This is a genomic window from Pedobacter sp. Leaf216 (assembly GCF_001421515.1).
GTDB lineage: Bacteria > Bacteroidota > Bacteroidia > Sphingobacteriales > Sphingobacteriaceae > Pedobacter.
The window spans coordinates 308172-331454 of sequence record NZ_LMKM01000007.1; the positions used below are offsets into that span (position 1 = coordinate 308172).

Sequence of the window (23283 nt, forward strand, 5' to 3'; positions counted from 1 at the left end):
AATGAGTCTGTTAAAAGGGAAAATAAAAATCATCGATCAATACATTATCGGTAAATACCTGGGTACATTTATTTATACCCTGGCCATTTTCGTAATCATTATTGTTGTATTCGATCTATCCGAAAAGATGGATGATTTTATGAAAAGCGGATTAAGTTTTTGGGGAATTCTTTCCAAATACTATGCTGGTTCCATTCCTTTTTACGTGAATATGCTTTCACCACTGATCAATTTTATTGCTGTAATTTTTTTTACGGCAAAGATGGCCGATCAAACTGAAATTGTTCCGATTTTAAGTGGTGGAGTGAGTTTTAATCGTTTCTTATTCCCTTATCTGGTATCAGCAACAATAATTTTCTCTGCCAATTTATTATCCAATTTATACATTTTACCGTATACAAATACCTTAAAAAATCGTTTCGAAAACACCTATGTTAAACGGAACGATCCTTCTACAAAGTCGAACATCCACATGAAACTGGATGATAAAACGTATATCTACATTGATAATTTTGACAACAAAACAAATTCTGGATATCGTTTTTCTTTAGACAATTTCAATGGCGATATCTTAACTAAAAAAATTATAGCCGAAAACATTAAATGGGATTCACTTAAACGCAAGTGGCAATTAAGCAATTACTCGATCCGCAAGATTGACGGGCTTAAGGAAACGATGATTTACGGTAACGGAAAACTGAAAGATACCATTCTGGACATGCGACCTGATGATTTTTCTGCTTACGACAATGTGGTTCAGAACTTAACTACAAAAGAACTGACAGAGAAGATCAGAAAAGAAAAAATCCGAGGAACAGGTGTAATGAATGATCTTCAATTTGAAAAATACAAGCGGTACCTGCATCCACTTTCGGCTTTCGTGCTAACCCTTATTGGGGTAGCTTTATCATCACGTAAAGTACGTGGCGGCGTTGGAGTATCATTAGGAATAGGAATCTTCATAAGCTTCGCTTATATCGTGTTTAATCAGTTTACACAGATGTTTTCTACCAAAGGTGGATTACCTCCTTTTGCCGCTGTAATAATGCCTACGCTATTCTTTGGTCTTTTAGGTTTTTACCTGCTCAGAAAAGCACCAAAATAACAATGGAAGCAACGAAAAAGAATTTATTAATCCTTCACCTTACCGTTTTTGTTTGGGGCTTTACCGGCGTATTGGGCAAAGTTATTTCCATTGATGCTGTACCCATGGTATGGTATCGTGTATTGATTGCAACCACTACCCTTTTTGCATGGTTTTTAATTACCAAGAAAAACATCAAGATTACCAAAAAACAATTTTTCCAGTTCTTCTTAACTGGCGGAATTGTAGCCATCCACTGGATATTTTTCTTCCATGCCATTAAAGTTTCTACCGTTTCTGTTACTTTGGTATGCCTTTCTTCATTCACATTGTTTACTGCGATATTAGAACCGCTGATTAAAAAACAACCTATCCAAATGGGCGATATCTTAATCGGTTTGTTGATTATTTTAGGCATTTATATGATTTTTAAATTTGAAGGTCAATATACTTTAGGGATCATTTTCGGTTTGCTGGCCGCAGTAGCTTCAAGTTTATTTTCGACCATAAATTCTACATTGGTACAAAAAAGCGAACCTGCTATTATTGGATTTTACGAGCTGGTTGGTGCGCTTTTCTGGATTACTTTATACCGTTTATACGACGGTACTTTACTGCATACGCACTTTAATCTGAGCACAAAAAATTGGTTCTATCTTATCCTTCTTGGTACGCTCTGCACATCAGTTGCCTACGTTGCTGGTGTTGCTGTAATGCGTACATTATCGGCCTTTAGAGTTGCGCTTATTACCAACCTTGAACCAGTTTATGGAATTATACTGGCCTTTATTTTCTTTCAAAACAAGGAGCAAATGACGGGTGGTTTTTATATCGGGGCAACTATCATTTTGGCTTCAATTTTCTTATATCCGATCTATAAAAAAAGAAAAAATCAACTGTAAACAAATCCTTCCAAAACACTATAAATTTTTATAAGAGTCATTTAATCTTTCTTAAAATAATTCAGGAAAATTACTACTTGTAATGTAAGTGATATAGACGGGATTCCTGTTTAACTAAAATCATTACTATAAATTTAGTATCAATTTTTCAATAATGATTTGCCAAAAGAACCTTGAAATTTCACTATTCTTCTTGATTAGAACCATCTAACATAGAGATTAAAAAGCATTTTATAAATAAGTTAAAAGCATTAACACAGGGCAAATAAAAGGCTTTAATATTTAATATAATCAGCAATCAAACAATTGCTAAAAAGCTAGTAATATTCCATACGCAATACACTATATTGATTACAGAATTTACTTCAATAGCAGAACTATTAAACTCACAAAAAGAGTATAAATATCAATTCACATTCTTAATTATTCATCTCAATTTGACACCAAATTCACTTAACCAACCAAGCATCATAAATTGGTTAAGTTATGAATCCTCTTTCAATCAACAACCGCATTTCGGGCAATAATTAATTTAACAAATCCTAACATTTTCCGTTTATAATTCCATTAACAAAGAAAAAATTAAGAAGAAAACTATCATGAGACTAAATATAAAAACAATGAAGATTAAAAAGTATTGCAATATTTTAAGTGTGAATCTTTAGATAATTTATAAAGAAAATTAAGATGGAAAACCTCCTTAAAACTCATCTTATAAAACTTTAAATCCAAGCCAAAATAAGCGCTAGAAAAAATAATCATCTTCAATAAATAGAGATACAAAGAAAGCTCCAAGGAAATGAAAAATATCGTAAAATTTTACCTAAAACAAACTTCATATTCATCTATTAATTTCGTTTGAAAACAAACAATTATAGTGTAAGAAAAAGGTTATTAAACCACTAAAATAAATGACAAAAAACACTCTATAATTGATACCAGAATATGTGAATAATTTGGCTCTATAGAATATTAAAATGCGCAGAATTAAGCTCCAAACCAAATGAAACAAAAGCAAATTTCAAGTAAAAAATATCTAGAATAATCACTCTACTTTTTATCTGGATTTATAGTGTTATAAAGCATCCGATTTTCGTATTATAAAATATCATCAATAAAATAACAGCGCATCTTAATCCATCCTCAGAAATTTTTGCGATGAAAAAGCAACTAAAAATATTAAAGAAATTAGCTATTCCCGACTCAATTCATCTTAAAATATTCAGGATATTGAGTGACGAAAACCTACATTTTAGCTTATTCTCATAGGCAAAACGCAAAAAGACTCCCAATTTTTGATTTTTGGTCAATTCACACTTTTTTAGTCGAAAACCCCTTTTAAATAACATTCAGAGCACTTTTTTATGTCAAAATAAAAATCTCTGTAAAACCTGAAGAATACATACTTATTCATGAATATCGTCAGGAAATGCAGTTATAAGTCTGAAAAAATACAAATAAGGGCGCCAACCATCTTAAAAAAACATACAAATTAGAGCTAAGAGTCTCAATTTAACTCAAGAAATTAAGCTTAAAAATCAACTTTTTGGCTGAAGACACATGCTATTTACAGCAAATAATCTTGTGCTTTCAAGGTTTAAAATTTATTAGAAAAAGAAAATTTTTGATATCTCAGCGCAAAATTTAATAAAATTGAGATCTAAATGATCACGTTATAATATAGACATTTTGTCATAAAAATCTACTTTTAGGTATAGGTCAGGAATTTCTAGCGTAAGATTTTTATGAAAATTTGGTGTAGAAATACACACACAAAACTTGTTTCTGTAAAGCCAAAAACGCCTTAAATTCTAGTCTCCAAGAGAGTGGTTCTTCCCCTTAAAACTCCAATCAATTTTAGATTAGCTTAAGAAATTAATAATGATGAAAAGCGGACTATCCATTCAAATTTCTTCAAGTCTTTAAACCCTTAAGCAAGTTGTTAAAAACTATACAGATTTTTAAAAAGACAATAAATTATTCAGAGAAAATCGATTAATAAGTGTAAATTAAATCAATAAAATTAGCAGCTTAAAAAAAATTAATTAAAGCCTCAATCCTCATAAAAATCAACAAAAAATAAGGTTAAAAACAATAAATATTGATATTTAAGTAAATCATATTATTAACTAATAATCAATACATTAAATATTAATAGTTAAATTAAATATCTACCAAAACAAAGATCAGCAAATTTTAAAAAACTAAATATTTTAGCAAAGAATTTAGATGAATTTAAATAAATCAAACAAAAAATTAATTATCAAGTACTTAAGTGCATTTACATTAAGTTTCACATCACTATCAGTTTTCGGGCAAATTTTCAGCACTGCACAAAACCCACTTAGTGTAAAATGGAACTACATTTCATCAGGAGGCTTCAAAATCATCTATCCTCAAGAATTAGAGAAAGAAGCCCAGAGAATGGCCAATACCCTACCCTTCATCTACCTTAAAATAGGGTTTGGACTAAGGCAGCAAAAAACCACTATTCCGCTCTTGTTACAGAACCGCGGCACCCAGGCAAACGGCTTTGTTCAGCTCGCACCTAAGAAGTCTGAATTCTATGCTACCCCACCTCAGTTTTTCGATAGTCAGGATTGGCTGAACAACCTCGCTGTACATGAACTTAGGCACATTGCCCAGTTTGACAAATTGACAGAAACGCAAGCGCACCCCTTCCCCGAGCTGGTATACTTTGCTTATTTTGGCGCGGGCATCCCAACCTGGTTTTTTGAAGGGGATGCTGTGGTTAACGAAACTGCCCTTACCCATTCGGGCAGAGGCCGACAACCAAACTGGATCATGCCTTACCGAACTTCCGTTTTAGAAGGAAAAAAATTTTCGTACAGTAAAGCTTATTTTGGTTCGAACAAGGATGTAACGCCAGGCTATTACCAAACAGGATATTTGATGGTTTCAGATATGAAGGAAAAATATGGTCAGTTCATTTCAGACAGTTTACTTGGAGATATCCGAAAGAGGCCGTTAAGACTTTACCCATTCTCCGGGAGCTTAAAAAAATTTACAGAACAAAATACCAGGCAATATTTTCTTTCTACCCAAAATAAGCTCGCAGAAAAATGGAAAATACAGCAGGAAAAATCTATACCAGAAAACTATGAAAGTTTGAATAAACAACCTGCTTTAGCTACTGATTATTTTCTTCCGGTAAGGTTAAATAAAAACCAGATTTTAGCATTGAAAGAAAGCAAGACTGATACACGTTATTTTGTTATCATTAATGAAGATAAATCGGAACAAAAATTATTCGGAATCGGCTATCAGGAACAACCTTGGTTTAGCTTAAAAAATAACATTTTGGTTTGGGATGAAATCCGTTACGACCCAAGATATAAACAGCGCAGTTATAGCGTAATCTGTTCGTATAATTTGCAGCCAAAAAAATTCAAAAAATTAAGCAGTAAGAGTAGGCTCTTCTCTCCCAGCCTTTCTAATGATGGAACAAAAATCATAGCAGCAAAAGTAGAGCTGAACAATCAATTTAACCTGGTAGAAATAGATGCCAGCTCCGGAAAGATTTTAAAAACTTTTCCAAATCCAACAAATGAAATTTTGCAAACGCCATCCTTTGATCAATCGGGAAATAAAATCGCCTACATCAGCGTTACTGAAAAAGGAAAGAGTTTGTGGTTGATCGATGGTGATCAAAAATCGGAGTTGATTTCGAACAGCAGACAACAATTAAGCCGACCGGTTTTTATCGGAAACAAAATTGTTTTTAATGCGCATTTTAACGGCATTGATAACATTTATGAAATTGATCCTGATTCAAAAAAAATCAATGCACTTAGCGCAGCTAAATATGGTGCATTTAATCCTTCCGAAAGCATGGAGGGGAAAATCGTTTTCAACAATTATAAAATCAACGGTTATGAAATTGCGGAAGCAGCACTAAGCGAAAAACCGGTTGGTGAAAATAACTTTATAGATTTTTCTGAAGCAGCAGAAAAGCAGGAAAATGTTGGAAATGTTTTTAATCAGATTCCCGAGAGCACCTACCAGTCTAAACGCTACCATCAGGCATTAAACTTGTTTAGTTTTCATAGCATTATTCCTGTTATCGATAATGAATATCTTTTCGGGCTGGAGCTTCAATCGAACAATCTGCTCAACACTATGGATTTTTACACAGGGGCAAAATACCACCGCGATTTAAAACGTTTTGAGTACACTGCAGATATCAGCTATAAGGCACTTTACCCTGTACTAAGCCTGTTATACCGCAACCGACCGAAAAGAACGTTCTACCGCGCTAAAAATGTGATACAGCAGGGCGATTGGAGAGAGAACTATGTTAAGCTTAATGCATCACTTCCACTTTCATTTAATGCAAGGAATGAGAATTATGCTTTTACCTTAAATGCAGCAACCAGTTTTACACAAAGGTACCTGCCGGAAAACATGCCTGCCAATTTTATCCGCGAACTTAAATTTCCACTGGAATATAATTTTACTTTTAACCATAGCGTGCGAACCACCGAGCGAGACATTGCTCCGAAATGGGCACAAGTGTTAAGGGCAACCTACAACCACCAACCGTTTGATAAAAATTTAAAAGGAGAGATTTTAGCTCTCGAAAGTTTCTTTTACTTTCCGGGGATCGCCAAAAACCATTCGTTTCTAGCTAGCTTCAATTACCAAAAAGCCAGCGGTGTAAACCAGTACGCCACCGAGATTGCAACTGTTTATGGATACAACAATATTTTGGCAAAAAATGTGCTGCAAAACAGTTTACTTTTTAACTACCGTTTTCCTTTTGCATTTCCTGATTGGGAATTAGGTCCGCTTGCCTATGTAAGAAATTTTAGGGCGGGGTTATTTTGCCATTATGAAAACATCGGTAAAGGAACCACTTTTAACGATCCTAAAACTTATGGTGTAGAATTGAATACAAGCGTAAACATTTTGAGGTATCAACCTGTTGTTGATTTAGGAGCACGGTTGGTTTTTGTTAATCAGATTTACAATCAAAATCCGATATTAGAGTTTTCATTTAATTATAGCTTTTAAACCATGAGTGCAAAAACAATTTCCATCATTATCCTAACTGTATTACTGACTATATTTTTGATGGTAAATACCGAGCCTGTTGATTTCGATTTTTTAGTTGCCACCGTTCCGGTATCTAAACTTTTGGTTATCGGCATTTGTATCATCATCGGTTTCATTATCGGCTTTGTTGTTGGAAGGCCGCGAAAAACATTAAGCAGTTACGATGATGAAATCGAAAAACACCAACCTGTTTCGAATAAGAAAGAATTGAGTGACGAGGACAGGGATTATATTAGCTAATGGCGAAGATTAGATAGGATTTCAAAATTTGATTTGCTATAGCAAATCATTATCCCGACTGGAACGCAGTGAAATGGAGAGACCTGGCTTGATAGATCTCTCGGCTTTATTGCACTTCGCTCGGGATGACGGGCACTCAGGATTTTGATCTTTATAAACTTTCTCTCAATCACCTTGTTTTTTTTAGGAGACAGATTACTCAATTTAAATGAGAAGTGTTTTTCTTCCTAGCTCAGCGCAGTCATAATCTCGCCATACAATAGGCCGCTACCCCCGCCATAATGTTGTATAATTTTTAGTTCCGGCCTTAATGAAAGTAGTTTATTTTTCAGTTCAGTTTCCGAACTGGGTTCAATTCCATTACCAAGTAAAACCAGGTCAACCTGCTGTTCTGCGCAAATGGAAATAGCTTCTTCATCTTTGCAAACACATAAACCCTTCCATTCGGGCCTTGCATTTAACAAACGGTTCATCACTGCAGTTATTTCGGTATCACGGCCAATATATAGTATGGTAGTTTGCATTTTTTTTAATTTAAGAAGTAATATTTATTAAAAAATCGTCAGTTCAGCTGAAGCACCAATTACATTGGCAGCAAGGTGGAGAAATGCCTGATCTCTACTTCAGGCTTTCTCCACAACAGCCGAAAAAGACGATTTTTATAATTTAATTCAATTCCATTGGAACATCCATTAATAAAACCTCTGCATCAGCAGTATTGGCTTTAAAACTGATGCTGTCTGTATCCCAAACCCCTAATCCATCTCTTTTACTCAGCACCTGTCCATTAATGGTAACTTCGCCACTGATTACGAAAGCATAAACCCCGTTACCAGCTTTTTTGATTTTATATTCGGTTTCAAAACCTTCATCAAACTTACCTAGCGAAAACCAGGCATCTTGCTGAATCCAAACTCCTGCATCATCAGCATTTGGCGATAAAATCTGCTGAAAGTTATTGTGTCTCGCAGCAAGGTCTAAAGTTTGTTGGTCATATCGCGGGGTAACGTTTTTCTTGTTCGGAAACAACCAGATCTGCAATAAATTTAACTGCTCATCAGCATTTGCATTAAATTCGCTATGACTAACACCTGTACCGGCGCTCATAACCTGAATTTCTCCATTTTTAATTACTGCTGAATTACCCATACTATCTTTGTGTGCAATTGCACCTGCCAATGGGATGGTAATAATTTCCATATTATCATGTGGATGAGAACCAAAACCCATTCCACCATCAATACTGTCGTCATTTAAAACCCTTAAAACTCCGAAGTGCATCCTTTCTGGATTGTAATAATTAGCAAAACTGAACGAGTGGTGTGCATTTAACCAGCCATGATTAGCATGACCGCGGGTGTTTTCTTTGTGCAAAATAAACTGTGACATAAATTTCCTTTCTTGTTTATGATACAAATTTACAGCAAGCAAGTTTGCTGTGCATTGACCTAGGATAAGAAGTGAGTTTGGAATGGAACGCGCCAGGTGTTAATCGTAACTAGCATTTATTAAAGTTGAATTGGTTCATTAAGTATATTAAAAATAAAGCCTTTTAAAGGAAAAAACTTTTAAATACCCTCCAAACACTATGAGGAAGCAAAACCTCTTCGCAAGGCATTGATTTATGCTTTTAACATCAACAATTTGGACAAAATGATATTTCCAACCTTAAACATAACCAATCCTTAACATTTTTTCAGTTTTAAGTTTACATCAATTCTTTAAACTTGTTTCAATTTCACCAAATAATCAGCCTTAAAAAAACCATGCAAAAAAACACAATCTGGATGCTTCTGGCCATATGCCTGATAAGCGTATCCTGCAAAAAGAATACATTGCCAGTAAATAGCGTTACTACAGCAAGTCAAAACAAAACCAGTCTGTTGGCCACAACGGCAGCAGCCAGCGCAGCTGCAAGTGTAAACGCTTATACCAATACATCAAGTTATATCAGTTCGGGCTTTTCATTTTTAAACCCAACACAGTTAGATAAAAACCGACAGGCCATTGGCGGTAGTGCTTACACGGAGGTATATGGCTTTAACATCCCTGAAGAAAACAGGGTAAGGGGCATTAGGTGGAATGAAGACGACGAAACAACATCAATTTGGCGCCCTCAGGGAATAGCGGGTTTCTCTAGAAATGGCGTGCGTTATTTATTGGTGAGCTGGTATGCTAAAGATGCAGCAGAAAGTAAAGGCTCCAGAATAACGCTTATTGACATCAGCCCAAGCTCGAGCACTTATTTAACTTACAGACATATTTTATTGGTACAGCCAACGCTGCCAACCGGCACTTTGGATTACACACAATATGGTACTTATGCACCATTAAATGTGCATGCTGGCGGACTGGCTTATTTTAATGGCAAAATTTATTTAAGCAGTACAAGTTTGGGCTTAAGGGTTTTCGATTTGGATAAAATTATTGAGGTAACTTCAGGGACTGGCACTGATGATAAATGTGGTAAAGATGCTAGTGGTAACCTATACGCTTTCAACTACCGTTACATCCTTCCACAGGTAGGTTACTATAAAATTAATGATGCCAGTCCTATTTCAACAGTACAGGTGAATTACGAAAACAATCAATTATGGACCGGTCAATATTATGCAGGAAGTGCAGATGCATCGATTGTACCTAAAATATTTGGCTTTCCGATCAGCACAGCCGGAGAATTGCAGAATTCGGGTATACAAACCGTTGTTCCAAAAAATAGTTTATTTACTTCAGATCATGCACATGGGATCCAGGGGGTATTCAGAAAAGGAAACAGGACATGGCTTTCGTGCACCGGATCACCTAGCGAATCGTACGGATCTACAGCCCGTTTAGCGAGGTATACTGATGGTGACACCAATACCGTTCGATACAGATGGCCTTATGGAGCTGAATCATTATATCTTGAAGCCCAATATGGATATTTATGGAGCTTAACCGAATTCGAACCGAATGCAGGAGCTCAAAACGGCAGTCAGGTTAACCGTTGCATATTCGCTGTAGATTTTTCAAAATACGAATAATTATTCTTCTACCTCGTTGTAAAAATTCGTCATTTCGACTGAAGCGCAGCGTAATGGAGAAATCTTTATCACAGTACAAAGATTTCTCCAATACGTTCGAAACAATATTATGCCTTAAGCCAATGCTTGCTCAATATCAGCTAAAATATCATTAATATGCTCTAAACCGATAGATAAGCGGATAGAACCTTGCTCAATACCAACTTCGTTACGTTGTTCTTCAGTAAGTTTACTATGTGTACTTGTTGCGGGATGCGTTGCTATAGAACGGGTATCGGCCAGATTTGCAGAGATGGAGAACATTTTTAAATTATCCATAAATTTACGGGCAGCATCTATCCCCCCATCAACCACAATGGTAACAATGCCACCACCCTGTTTCATTTGTTTTTTAGCAATTTCATATTGTGGGTGAGAAGGTAAAAATGGATATTTTACCAGCTTAATTTTTGGGTGTTTCTCTAAATATTCGGCCACCTTTAAAGCATTTTCGCAATGACGGTCCATACGGATGGCCAAAGTTTCTAAACTTTTAGATAAAATCCATGCGTTAAAAGGCGATAAAGCTGGTCCGCTGTGGCGCGCGAAAGCAATAACCTCGGCAATTAATTCTTTTGTACCTAAAATAACACCTCCCAAAACACGGCCCTGACCATCGATATATTTGGTTGCAGAATGGATTGAAATGTGCGCACCAAGTTCAATCGGCCGCTGTAAATATGGTGTAGCAAAACAATTATCCACAACCAATAACTGATTGTGTTTTTTAGCCAGGTTGCCTAAAAATTCAAGATCAATAATATCGATACCAGGATTAGATGGCGTTTCTACAAAAATCATTTTTGTATTTGGCTTAATCAAAGCCTCCCAATCCTGCGGTTTATCTAAATCAGCATAATCGAAAGTAACGCCCCAATTAGAAAAAACATTGGTTAGCAACTGGTGGGTAGAGCCGAAAACCGATCTACTTGAAACAATATGATCACCATTTTTTAAGAAAGCACCAAATGTTGTAAAAATTGCGGCCATGCCTGTTGCTGTGGCAAAACCATCTTCAGCACCTTCTAAGAGGCACATTTTTTCGATAAATTCTGATGTATTTGGATTTGAATAACGGCTATACACATTCCCTTCCTTTTCGTTGGCAAATAAGGCACGCATTTCTTCGGCATCTTCAAATTTATAACTCGAGGTAAGGTAAATCGGAGAAGAATGCTCTTTATGCAGGCTGCGTTCGGTTTGAGTGCGTATAGCTATGGTTTCAAAATTTTCGGATTTCATTGTATTGCTAAATATGAGTATTGAGATGTGAAATGATGGTTTTGTGATGTGAGATTTGAGGTATGAGATTTTATTCTCAACCTTAAACCCTACAGCTTAAACTGCTACTCTACACCTTGTTTATTTTATAAGTAAAATTAATTGTTGCTGAACGGCCTAAGATATTTGATACAGAGCAATATTTATCGAATGTCATTGCTAAAGCACGCTCTACTTTTGGTACGCTTAAATCGCCGAACAGGTCGAAATGAATATTGATTACATCAAAAATCGGAGGCATTTCTTCGTCTTTTCTAGTGGCATTAATTGCAATCTTAACATCATCAAGTGGTTCTTTCTGCTTCGCTAATACATTTACCATATCAATACCGCTGCAGCCACCTAATCCGATCAACAACATTTCCATTGGCCTAAAACCCTTTCCTTCGCCACCAATAGCAGCTTTTGCATCCAACTCCACAGTAAAACCGCTCTCGTTTTCTGCTTCAAAATTAAATTTACCGCTTTTGCGGATTAGATTTATATTCATTGTGTATCCTATTGGGATGTTAGATTTGAAACGCGAGATTTGAGGCATTTTAATGCCTTAAACCATCTACCTTAAACCTTTCACCGCTATTTAATTTAATACCTAATATTTTTGCCATTTACATGCTATGTGCTATGTGCTTTGCTTAAATACCATAAAATACTAAGTTATTTACTTCCAGTTCTGGCAATTTTACCGGATGGTCGAAAATTGCAAAAACCGACGAACCGCTACCACTCATTAAAGCGAATGTTGCGCCTGCATCGTATAAACTGGTTTTTATTTGATGAATTTGGGGATATTTAGCGAAAACCGATATTTCGAAATCGTTGATAACCTTATTTTTCCATGTTGTTGGGCACAAATGTATGATTTCTTTTAACGATTGCAAAGGTTTTTGAGGTTTTACATGCGCATAAGCATCTGCAGTACTTACATGTACAGGCGGTTTTACCAAAACTTTAAACCAGGCTGACAAATCTATTTCGCATTTTTGAAATTCATCACCTTTATTAAACGCATAAACAGGTTTATTTTCGATAAAAAAGGCACAATCGGCACCCAATTGACGGGCGTAATCTTCCATTTTATCAACAGACATCCCCAAACTGAATTTCTCATTTAATAACTTAATTAAAAAAGCACAATCAGCAGATCCTCCTCCCAAACCAGCACCCACAGGAATATTTTTAAATAAACTGATTTGCTGTTCTGGAATGTCATAGTCGTTTTTAACCAATTCATAGGCCTTATAACATAAATTATCATTTGCATCACCAGGAATATCAATTCCAAAAATTTTACACGATGTAATTGCGGCATCAGTAATTTCTACGGCATCTTTAATGTTGATCGGATAAAAAACAGTTTCGAGGTTGTGGTAACCATCAGCACGTTTTTCGGTGATATTTAAGCCTAAGTTTATTTTTGCGTTGGGAAAAGATAGCATGTTAGTCGTGAGTCGTGAGTTTTAAGTCGTGAGTTCATGGTGCCGAAACCAGCAGACATCTCACTTGCAAACATACAAATTTTATGCAGGTCACAGCTTTAAGCCAAGGCTGCACACCGAGATTACACACAACCGATGTTAACAATTAAAACAATAAAATGATTTATAACACCTGATAAATTTTAGATATTTGTAAATTATCAGAACAGTATGAAACAATATTTAGATTTAATGCAGCATGTGCTGGATCATGGCGCTCAAAAGCACGACCGTACCGGTACTGGAACTATAAGTGTTTTTGGTTACCAGATGCGCTTTAACCTTAAGGAAGGTTTTCCGATGGTGACCACAAAAAAATTGCACTTAAAATCTATTATACACGAATTGATCTGGTTTTTAACTGGCGATACCAACATTAAATACCTTAAAGATAATGGCGTGCGCATTTGGGATGAATGGGCTGATGAAAACGGCAATTTAGGCCCGGTTTATGGTTCGCAATGGAGAAGTTGGCCAACACCAGACGGGCAGCACATCGATCAGATTACAAATGTTATCAATACGATAAAAAACAATCCCGATTCGAGAAGAATTATTGTTTCTGCCTGGAATGTTGCCGAAATTGAAAATATGGCTTTGCCCCCTTGTCATGCATTTTTTCAGTTTTACATAGCGGATGGAAAATTAAGCTGCCAGTTATACCAACGCAGTGCAGATATTTTCTTGGGTGTACCTTTTAATATTGCCTCTTACGCATTGCTTACCATGATGGTTGCACAGGTTTGCGGTTTAGAAGCCGGAGACTTTATCCATACCTTAGGCGATGCACATTTATACAATAACCACATTGAGCAAGCAAATTTGCAGCTAAGCCGGCAGCCAAAACCACTACCCACCATGAAAATCAATCCTGATGTAAAAAGCATTTTTGATTTTAAATTTGAAGATTTTACGCTTGAGAATTACGAAGCACATCCTCATATTAAGGGTATTGTTGCGGTGTAGTTGCTTAATTGAAAGCTAGATTGCTTCACTCCCGATCTCAGCCAAAGGCTTTTGTTCGCAATGACGCGGCATTTGTCTTCATCGCCTGTAGGAACGAAGAAACAACCTCATTCAGCCATTGGCAGAGGTTGATCTAAGTAAAGTAGGTTACAAAAATATTATGAAAAGGGTCCTAATGGTTCAAAATAACGAACACGTTAGCGAAATGAACCAATAAACGATTGACTAATGACCAATGAACTAAAAAGCCCCTCACTTGCCATCGCCGTTGCTATAGGCGAAAACTTCGCCATTGGCAAAAATAACCAGCTTTTGTGGCATATGCCGGCTGATTTAAAGTTTTTTAAGCAAACCACATCAGGCCATACCGTAATAATGGGACGCAAAACGTTCGATTCTGTTGGAAAACCATTACCAAACCGCAGAAATATTGTAATTACCCGAGATACTGAATTAAAAATTGAGGGCGTTGAAGTGGTAAACAGTTTAGATGAAGCTTTAGCGATTACCAAAACGGAAGAAAAACAAGTATTTATTGTTGGTGGGGCTGAAATTTACAAACAGGCATTGCCAAAAATTACTACATTATATTTAACTACCATTCACCATAATTTTGATGCAGATACTTTTTTCCCTGAAATTGACAGGAATGAATGGAAATTAATTAGCAGCGAAGCCCATAAAGCCGACGAAAAAAACAAATACGATTATACTTTTAAAGTTTTAGAAAGGATATAATCCTTTAGTCATCTGCGGTAAGGAAGCATGAAGCAACCTAAAACCAGGTTGCCAAGCGATCTTTATATAATGTTTTGCGGCCACCTAGGGCAAAATATCCAAAACCCCACTACCTTGGCCGCCTAAACCCGATATACGTGGATGCCCCCGATTTTTTGTATCGGGGCAGAAACATTAGCGGGACGGAACCTCAGCCAAAAGCTGCTGCAATTGCTTTCCCAATCAATATCATCTGCATTTTAAACTCCTTTATGGATTATGTATGGAGAATCGTAAAGGATTATTGCCCGATAAAAATTATTGTTAATAAATTATCAATTAAGGGGTTCTATAATTTAAAAATTTAATTAGATTTGCCGACTTGTTAAAAAACAGCGAAAGACAAATTATTTTAAACAAACAATGCAAGGAAAAGGTTTTATTAAGTTTATAGCGATAGTATTGGCTATCGTTTGTGCGTACGCACTTTCTTTTACTTTGGTAGCATCCAAGGTAGAAAAAGACGCAAAAAACGCTGCGAAGGGTGATTTAGCCAAAGAAAAGGCTTACTTAGATTCGATGAGTACCGTGAAAGTTTATCCTGTAGTTGGATTTACTTATCAAGAGGTAAAAGCGAAAGAGATTAATTTGGGTTTAGACTTAAAAGGCGGAATGAACGTAACGATGGAGATATCGTTAGCGGAGTTGGTAAAATCATTAGCGGGCAACCCTACTGATGCGAACTTCAACAAAGCAGTTCAGAATGCACAGATCCAGTTAAATGCCGGTGGTAAAGATTACATCAAAATTTTTGTTGATGAATTCGAAAAATTAAGCCCTGGAGTTAAACTTGCAGATTATTTTTCTAACCAGGATAATGCATCTCAGTTAAAACCTAGCGCAAGCAATGCTGAAGTTGAAGCTTTCTTAGAGAAAGAAGCAACTAGTGCTATCGATCGTTCGTTTACAGTTTTACGTTCCCGTATTGATGGTTCTGGCGTTGTAAGCCCGAACATGCAAAAACAAGAGGGTAGCAACCGTATCTTAATCGAGATGCCAGGTGTACAAGATCAGGAGCGTATGGCGAAACTTTTACAAGGTTCTGCTGAGTTACAATTCTGGCAGGTATACCAGGTACAAGAAGTTGCGCCATTATTAGAAAACATTAATAAAATTTTAGCAGCAACATTAAAAACTGATGCTCCTGCAACTAAAGATACAACTGCTGCTCCAGCTGCTGGTGGTAAATTGGCTGGCCTTGAAAAATCGGCTACTAAAGATACCACAGCTAAAGGCGGTAAACTTGCTGGCTTAGGTAAAAAAGATTCTACAGCGGTTAGGGCCGAACTGGCAAAATCTAACCCATTATACGCTGTTCTTAATCTTCCGATTTATCAAGGCGAAAACGGACAACAACAATTAATGCCAGGTGCAGTTGTTGGTATGTCGTTACAAAAAGATACTGCAAAGGTTAACAATTACTTAAAACTTCCTGAAGTTGCTGCATCTATTCCATCAACGATGAAATTTATGTGGAGTGTTAAACCAAGGGAAGGTTCGAGAATTTTCGAATTATATGCTATTAAAGTGGTAAGTGCCGATGGCAAACCAGATTTAGGTGGTGATGCGATTAGCGATTCCAAAGATGATTTTGATCAGCACAACAAACCAGAGGTAACCATGTACATGACCAGCGAAGGTGCTGCTAAATGGAAAAAAATTACTGCTGAAGCTGCTGCTGACCCGAACAACAAAAAATCTATTGCAATTGTATTGGATAACCAGGTTTATTCTGCCCCTACTGTGCAGAACGAAATTGCTGGTGGTGTTTCTTCAATCACTGGTAACTTTACCCAAACAGATACTAAAGATTTATCTAACATCTTAAAAGCTGGTAAATTGCCTGCTCCTGCACGTATTGCCGGTAGTTATGTGGTTGGTCCAACTTTAGGTGCAAAAGCTATTCACGATGGTTTAATCTCATTCGTAATTGCCTTTATCGTAATCTTAATCTTCATGGCGTTGTATTATCACCGTGCAGGTTGGGTTGCTAACTTTGCATTGTTAATCAACTTATTCTTCATCATTGGTATTTTGGTATCACTAGGTGCAGTATTAACCTTACCTGGTATCGCTGGTATCGTGTTAACCATTGGTTTATCGGTAGATGCAAACATCCTTATTTTTGAGCGTGTACGTGAAGAACTTGCACATGGTAAAAATACCGCTACTGCAATTAAAGAAGGTTTTAAACATGCAATGCCTTCAATTATCGATTCAAACGTTACCTTGTTCATCTTAGGTGCTATTCTTTACGTTTTTGGTAGCGGTCCGGTTCAAGGTTTCGCAACTACTTTATGTATTGGTATTCTTTCATCATTATTTGCTGCAGTAGCCATTTCGAGAGTTGTTTTCGAATCGTTATTAAACCGTAAAATCGATGTTAGTTTCGATAACAGCCTAACACGTAATGCATTTAAAAACTTAGCATTCAACTTTGTTGGCCGTCGTAAAATCTATTACATTATCTCTACCATCATTATTATTGCCGGTATTGGTATGTACTTCAAAAATGGCGGTTTAAACCTGGGTGTAGATTTTAAAGGTGGTAGAACTTATTTGGTTCACTTCGATAAAGCTGTTAGTACTGAAGATTTAAAAACCAAGTTAAACCCGGTTTTCGGTAACGAAACGCCAGAGGTTAAAACTGCAGGAGAAGATAGTCAGGTTAAAATCACTACTACTTTCCACATCGAAGATCAGGACATTAAAACTGATAAAGTTGTAGAAGATGCTTTAAACAAAGGTTTAGCAGGTTCTAAATATGAAATCGTAAGTTCACAAAAAGTTACGCCTATCATTGCAAGTGACATTGTAAACGGTGCTTTTTATGCGGTATTGATCTCATGTTTATTCATGTTTATCTATATCGTAGTACGATTCAAAAAATGGCAGTATGGTTTAGGTGCGGTAATCGCATTATTCCATGATGTGTTAATGGTATTGTCTTTCTACACTATTTTAGATGGTATTATGCCATTCTCATTAGAAATTGGTCAGGATTTTATTGCAGCAATTTTAACGGTTATGGGTTATACCATGACAGAAACAGTTGTTGTATTCGACCGTATCCGTGAGAAACTAAAAGAATCTGGTAAAGAAGATTTACATGGTGAAGAACGTAACAACTTAATCAACTTCGCGTTGAACAGTACATTAAGTCGTACGATATTAACTTCATTAACCGTATTCTTCGTGTTATTGGTAATCTTTATTTTCGGTGGTGATAGCATCCGTGGGTTTATCTTTGCATTGTTGATTGGTCGTATCATCGGTACCTACTCATCATTATGCATCTCTACTCCTATCGTAATTGATTTAGGAAGCTCAGCTGAGAAAAAGTAAGATCCAAAAATCTTAATATATACAAGCGCTTCGATTTATCGGGGCGCTTTTTTTGTGCCAAAACTCGTAGGTTTAAAAACTTGCGAGGGTTAAAGTTAAAAGACACAAAGCTTTTCATTTATTTTGCAAAGCAAAACCTGGGGTTCTTCGGTTCCAACAGTCCCGCTGTCCGTTTTATTCCGATGAAGGATCGGTATGCTCACTGCCATCAGGTTTATTTAACCTGGGTAAGTGCTTCGAACCTGCAAAAACACACCTTCGTCATACCAGCGTTATATATTAATCAATCAGCTGAAATAGTAGCCAAAACCTCAATTTTTAAACCTTTTGGCCATCTTTTTGTTACATTAGCAACAGATAAACCGATAAAAAATGGATTTACAACTTCCTAAAAGCGAATACCCAAGAGTAGTTATTGTTGGTGGTGGATTTGGTGGCATTGAGTTAGCTAAACGTTTAAAAAACAAGCCTTTTCAAGTGGTTATGCTCGATAAGCATAACTATCATACTTTTCAACCACTGCTTTATCAGGTAGCTACAGGAGGACTGGAAGCAGATTCTATCGCTTTCCCACTACGGAAAATTTTTAAAGGACAAAAAAATCTCATTTTTCGGGTAACCAAAGTAACTGAAGTTAATGCAGCAGAAAATTGTTTACAAACAGATATTGGCAGGATTACTTACGATTATTTGGTAATTGCCACTGGCTCTACCAGTAACTTTTTTGGCAATAAAGAAATTGAAGCCAATTCAATGCCGATGAAGTCAATTCCAGAAGCACTTGATTTAAGAAGTTTGATTTTACAGAATTTTGAGAAATCGCTGATCGAAAAAGATTTAGATAAAAAGAATGCCCTATTAAACTTTGTGGTGGTTGGTGGCGGTCCAACAGGTGTTGAAACCTCCGGTGCCATTGCTGAACTTAAAAGACATGTAATTCCGAACGATTATCCGGAAATGGATTTAAGCAGGGTAAACATTTACCTGATCGAAAATTCGCCGGAATTGTTGGGCGTTATGTCGCCACAGGCACAAAAGAAAGCAAAAGATTTCCTTACCGATATGGGCGTTCAGATCATGAATGAAACCAGGGTACTCGGTTACGATGGACTTACACTCACCTTACAAGATAAAGCACCTATTTTAAGTTCAACAGTGATCTGGAGTGCTGGGGTTAAGGGTGAGGTTTTAAATGGTTTAGATAAAGCTGAAGTGGTAAGAGGTGGCAGATTAAAAACAGATACCCAAAATTTAATTGTAGGTTATCAGAATATTTATGCCATTGGTGATGTGGCTGCCATTGTAGATGAAGAAACGCCAAACGGTCATCCTGGGGTAGCTCCGGCGGCCATTCAACAAGGCCATCACCTCGCTAAAAACCTGATCAACATTAAAGAAAATAAACCTTTGGAGAAATTTAAATATTTCGACAAAGGCTCAATGGCCACAGTAGGTAGAAATAAAGCAGTTGTTGATATCGGTAAAATCCGTTTCCAAGGAGTGTTTGCATGGTTCACCTGGATGTTTGTTCACTTGATGACATTGGTAGGCTTCAGAAACAAAATTATAGTTTTCGTCAATTGGGTTTGGAGTTACTTCAGCTACGATCGGGGAACCCGTTTAATTATTAGAACCTTTGCAAAAGATCGAAGTGTGGATTATAGAAACGAGGTACCATCAGTAAAGGAAGAAGTTAAGGTATCTTAGTCTTTAGTCTTTAGTCTTTAGTCTTTAGTCTTTAGTCTTTAGTCTTTAGTCTTTAAGGCAACTTTAACGGTATAAAATTGTTTCTTATTTCTTTTTTTCTTTGCGAAAAACTTTGCGCATTTTGCGGCTAAATCAAAAAATATGAGCCAAAACAATTTCAAATTAGTAGAGTGTCCGCGCGATGCCATGCAGGGATTGCATGATTTTGTTCCTACGGCACTCAAAATTGAATACCTGAATTTGTTGTTACAGGTGGGTTTTGATACGCTTGATTTTGGAAGTTTTGTTTCACCTAAAGCCATTCCACAAATGGCCGATACCGCTGAGGTTTTATCACATTTGGATTTAAGTAATACCTCTACCAAACTTCTTGCGATTGTAGCCAATTTAAGGGGTGTATTAGATGCAGTAAAGCATCAGGCTATCAGTTACCTCGGTTTTCCTTTTTCAATTTCAGAAACCTTTCAACAGCGCAATACCAATTCGAGCATAGCACAATCCTTAAATACTGTTGAAGAGATGCTTTCTCTTTGCATTAAAAACAATAAAAAAGCAGTTGTTTATTTATCAATGGGTTTTGGGAATCCTTATGGGGATGAATGGAATTATGAAATTGTAGAAAAGTGGGCTGATGTATTGGTGAGTAAAGGTGTGGAGATCTTGTCATTAGCTGATACCGTAGGTGTTTCGACACCAGAAAAGATTAAAAGCATATTGCCCAAGCTAATTTCCAGGTTTAATAAAACCGAAATAGGTATACATTTACACTCCACTCCTACCGAACGTTTTGAAAAGATAGAAGCTGCTTACCATTCAGGCGTAAAACGTATCGATTCTGCACTAAAGGGCTTTGGTGGTTGTCCGATGGCTGCTGATGACCTTACAGGTAATATTGCTACTGAAGATGTAATTGTCTTTTTGAATGCTAAAGGAGAAAACCTCAACCTTGATATGGATAAATGGAATGAGGCAATGGCTTTATCGGGGAAAATATTTGGATAGAGTTGTTATGAGTGATCGTCATTGCGAGGCACGAAGCAATCCTACTACCATGGGTGGGTAAATAATTCAAATCCAGCGATCGCTTTAAGATTGCTTCGTGCCTCGCAATGACGATTTTTCGTTGAATGCGCTGTGCTTTCTGTGCCTCCTGACTAACTATCCCTAAACCTTCTTTACCATTTTAAAATGCTGTATACCAGCTTCTTCAAATTGCTCCCCTTCGGCTACGAAACCAAACTTAGCGTACAAACTCATGGCATCTAACTGCGAGTTGAGGTAAATGTAATGTGCATCTTCCGGAAGATCAGATAGGGCTTCAGCGATTAATGCACGGCCAACGCCCTGCCCTCTAAAATCTTTCAATACAGCGAAACGTTCCAGTTTGTATCCGGCATCTGTTTTACGCCATCTACAAGCACCACAAGGCTGGCCATTACTGGTAGCCAAAAAATGTATCGATTCATCTTCATGCTCCCATTCTAACTCCGGCGGGCAGTTCTGTTCGTCTACAAACACTACTTTACGTATAGCAAATACTTTATCTAAATCTTCGGGATGGTTAACCTTTTGAACGTGTAGACTCATTATCGTGTTGTTTAAAGTGTTTATTCGATTTTAATTTCGATTCGTTTAGCTCTTTGGCTACATCTATCGAATGTGAACAATGAATATCGGCCTCTTTTTTGGCAAGTGTGGCAATCGCAACGTAAAATTTATGTAACTGATCTAATTCTTTTTCGCTCAAATCTTCAATATCAACCATTCGGTTACTCGCACCTTGCTGTGCAGCAATTAGTTCATTCAACTTTAACTGAATTGCCTTACCATCTTTATTTTGCGCTTTCTGAATTAAAAAAACCATTAAAAAGGTAATGATTGTGGTACCAGTGTTAATCACCAATTGCCAGGTTTCTGAGTAATTAAATATCGGGCCCGTAACAGCCCAAATAATTACAATAGCAGTAGCTGAAATAAATGCAACAGAACTACCGGTAAACTTCGTTGCCGCATTGGCAAATTTTTCGAAAAAATTATTTTTCTTGGTGTCGGTTTTAGATTTTGCCATTACAATTTGTTTGCTTAAATATAATATAAAACAAACAAAAACGCCATAAGTTTTTTAACCTATGGCGTCTTTATTTATGAGGAAATAATTGATTTTTTGAATGATTGAATAGATATCCAATCTTCAAAATCAATCAAAATTTACAATTTATCGTTTACGTTGATACAGTTCAAATCTTCGAAAGCCGCGGTTAAACGCTTTACAAAAGTTTCTTCACCTTTACGTAACCAAACACGTGGATCGTAATATTTTTTATTTGGTTTATCATCGCCATCAGGGTTACCAATCTGGCCTTGAAGATAAGCTTCGTTCTTTTTGTAATATTCTAAAATACCTTCCCAAAATGCCCATTGCATATCGGTATCAATATTCATTTTAATTGCACCATAAGAAATTGCTTCTCTGATTTCTTCCTGAGTTGAACCAGAACCACCGTGGAATACAAAATTGATTGGTTTCTCTTCAGTTAAGCTGAATTTTTCTTTGATAAAATCCTGAGAGTTTTTTAAAATTACCGGTTGCAATTTTACGTTACCTGGTTTGTAAACACCGTGTACATTACCAAATGCCGCTGCAACAGTAAAGCGAGGAGAAACTTTGCTTAATTCTTCGTAAGCATAAGCCACTTCGCTAGGTTGTGTATATAATTTTGAGCTATCTACATCGCTATTATCAACACCATCTTCCTCACCACCTGTAACACCAAGTTCGATTTCGATCGTCATGTTCATTTTAGCCATGCGTGCTAAGTATTTAGCAGATATTTCCATGTTTTCTTCTATCGATTCTTCCGATAAATCCAACATGTGTGATGAAAACAAAGGTTTTCCGGTTTCAGCGAAGAATTTTTCACCGTGATCTAAAAGTCCATCAATCCAAGGCAATAATTTTTTAGCGGCGTGGTCGGTATGTAAAACCACGGCAACACCATAATGTTCTGCCAATAAATGTACATGTTTAGCTGCCGATACAGCACCTAGAATACATGCTTGCAATTTCTCATTATCTAAAGATTTACCAGCATAAAACTGTGCACCGCCATTAGACAATTGAATCATAACAGGCGAATTTACTGCCTTAGCAGTCTCCAATACCGCGTTAACCGTATTTGTACCGGTTACGTTTACTGCTGGTAAAGCAAACTGATGTTTTTTAGCCTGCTCAAACAATTCTTGAACGGCATCTCCGTAAATTACGCCTTTGTAGCCTTTTAAACTCATTTCTTGTTAATTTTATTAAGTCCGAAGTTATAAAAAAAAATAACATTCCAAGCTTTTGTAACAACAGAATTATTTGC

General features: G+C 36.6%; 18 protein-coding genes. 10 read left to right on the top strand and 8 right to left on the bottom strand.

From position 1 onward, the window contains the following. Position 1: 1 nt before the first annotated feature. The 4 genes from ASE74_RS06475 (at position 2) to ASE74_RS06490 (ending at position 7302) form a co-directional block, all read left to right on the top strand. Positions 2 to 1105, top strand: coding sequence for an LptF/LptG family permease (locus ASE74_RS06475; RefSeq protein ID WP_082458671.1), 1104 nt, complete (start codon positions 2 to 4; stop codon positions 1103 to 1105). 2 nt (positions 1106 to 1107) lie between these two features. Continuing rightward, positions 1108 to 1986, top strand: a complete 879-nt coding sequence (locus ASE74_RS06480) for a DMT family transporter (protein WP_055905919.1) — start codon at positions 1108 to 1110, stop codon at positions 1984 to 1986. A gap of 2229 nt (positions 1987 to 4215) precedes the next feature. Beyond that, positions 4216 to 7020 (top strand): hypothetical protein, encoded by a 2805-nt coding sequence (locus tag ASE74_RS06485; protein ID WP_055905922.1) that lies wholly within the window; start codon positions 4216 to 4218, stop codon positions 7018 to 7020. A gap of 3 nt (positions 7021 to 7023) precedes the next feature. Continuing rightward, positions 7024 to 7302, top strand: a complete 279-nt coding sequence (locus tag ASE74_RS06490) for a lipopolysaccharide assembly protein LapA domain-containing protein (RefSeq protein WP_055905924.1) — start codon at positions 7024 to 7026, stop codon at positions 7300 to 7302. A 227-nt stretch (positions 7303 to 7529) separates the two neighbouring features. Here the strand turns inward: ASE74_RS06490 and ASE74_RS06495 are convergent, their stop codons facing one another. Further along, positions 7530 to 7826 carry a hypothetical protein gene (locus ASE74_RS06495; protein WP_055905927.1) on the bottom strand — a complete coding sequence of 99 codons (297 nt, stop codon included), beginning with the start codon at positions 7824 to 7826 and terminating at the stop codon, positions 7530 to 7532. 142 nt (positions 7827 to 7968) lie between these two features. Next, positions 7969 to 8691 carry a pirin family protein gene (locus ASE74_RS06500; protein WP_055905930.1) on the bottom strand — a complete coding sequence of 241 codons (723 nt, stop codon included), beginning with the start codon at positions 8689 to 8691 and terminating at the stop codon, positions 7969 to 7971. A gap of 377 nt (positions 8692 to 9068) precedes the next feature. Here ASE74_RS06500 and ASE74_RS06505 point away from each other — a divergent pair, with 377 nt between their 5' ends. Beyond that, positions 9069 to 10325, top strand: coding sequence for a hypothetical protein (locus tag ASE74_RS06505; protein ID WP_157255361.1), 1257 nt, complete (start codon positions 9069 to 9071; stop codon positions 10323 to 10325). 114 nt (positions 10326 to 10439) lie between these two features. Here the strand turns inward: ASE74_RS06505 and ASE74_RS06510 are convergent, their stop codons facing one another. From ASE74_RS06510 to ispE, 3 genes are all read right to left on the bottom strand, one after another. Continuing rightward, on the bottom strand, positions 10440 to 11606 hold the full coding sequence (locus tag ASE74_RS06510; RefSeq protein WP_055905937.1) for a PLP-dependent aspartate aminotransferase family protein: 1167 nt from the start codon (positions 11604 to 11606) through the stop codon (positions 10440 to 10442). A 109-nt stretch (positions 11607 to 11715) separates the two neighbouring features. Further along, on the bottom strand, positions 11716 to 12135 hold the full coding sequence (locus ASE74_RS06515) for an OsmC family protein (RefSeq protein ID WP_055906605.1): 420 nt from the start codon (positions 12133 to 12135) through the stop codon (positions 11716 to 11718). 145 nt (positions 12136 to 12280) lie between these two features. Further along, positions 12281 to 13084 carry a 4-(cytidine 5'-diphospho)-2-C-methyl-D-erythritol kinase gene (ispE, locus tag ASE74_RS06520; RefSeq protein ID WP_055905940.1) on the bottom strand — a complete coding sequence of 268 codons (804 nt, stop codon included), beginning with the start codon at positions 13082 to 13084 and terminating at the stop codon, positions 12281 to 12283. A gap of 210 nt (positions 13085 to 13294) precedes the next feature. On the opposite strand from ispE, the gene ASE74_RS06525 reads away from it, so the two are divergent. The 5 genes from ASE74_RS06525 to ASE74_RS06555 all read left to right on the top strand — a co-directional run bounded on the left by ASE74_RS06525 (position 13295) and on the right by ASE74_RS06555 (position 20920). Beyond that, the gene (locus ASE74_RS06525) at positions 13295 to 14089 is read left to right on the top strand and encodes a thymidylate synthase (protein WP_055905943.1); all 795 of its coding nucleotides are present in this window, start codon (positions 13295 to 13297) and stop codon (positions 14087 to 14089) included. Between the two features lie 228 nt (positions 14090 to 14317). Continuing rightward, positions 14318 to 14827 (top strand): dihydrofolate reductase, encoded by a 510-nt coding sequence (locus ASE74_RS06530; RefSeq protein ID WP_055905947.1) that lies wholly within the window; start codon positions 14318 to 14320, stop codon positions 14825 to 14827. Positions 14828 to 15229: 402 nt separating this feature from the next. After that, entirely contained in the window at positions 15230 to 18211 is a 2982-nt protein-coding gene (secDF, locus tag ASE74_RS06540; RefSeq protein ID WP_055905953.1) for a protein translocase subunit SecDF, read from the top strand. A 372-nt stretch (positions 18212 to 18583) separates the two neighbouring features. Further along, entirely contained in the window at positions 18584 to 19918 is a 1335-nt protein-coding gene (locus ASE74_RS06550) for an NAD(P)/FAD-dependent oxidoreductase (protein ID WP_055905960.1), read from the top strand. 141 nt (positions 19919 to 20059) lie between these two features. Beyond that, positions 20060 to 20920, top strand: a complete 861-nt coding sequence (locus tag ASE74_RS06555; RefSeq protein WP_055905963.1) for a hydroxymethylglutaryl-CoA lyase — start codon at positions 20060 to 20062, stop codon at positions 20918 to 20920. Positions 20921 to 21082: 162 nt separating this feature from the next. Here ASE74_RS06555 and ASE74_RS06560 read toward each other — a convergent pair whose 3' ends face one another. From ASE74_RS06560 to fbaA, 3 genes are all read right to left on the bottom strand, one after another. Beyond that, entirely contained in the window at positions 21083 to 21505 is a 423-nt protein-coding gene (locus tag ASE74_RS06560) for a GNAT family N-acetyltransferase (RefSeq protein WP_055905966.1), read from the bottom strand. After that, positions 21480 to 21986 (bottom strand): low affinity iron permease family protein, encoded by a 507-nt coding sequence (locus tag ASE74_RS06565; protein WP_055905969.1) that lies wholly within the window; start codon positions 21984 to 21986, stop codon positions 21480 to 21482. The genes ASE74_RS06560 and ASE74_RS06565 overlap by 26 nt, the downstream gene beginning before the upstream one ends. Before the next feature lie 140 nt (positions 21987 to 22126). Next, positions 22127 to 23206, bottom strand: coding sequence for a class II fructose-bisphosphate aldolase (gene fbaA, locus ASE74_RS06570; RefSeq protein WP_055905972.1), 1080 nt, complete (start codon positions 23204 to 23206; stop codon positions 22127 to 22129). Positions 23207 to 23283: the final 77 nt, after the last annotated feature.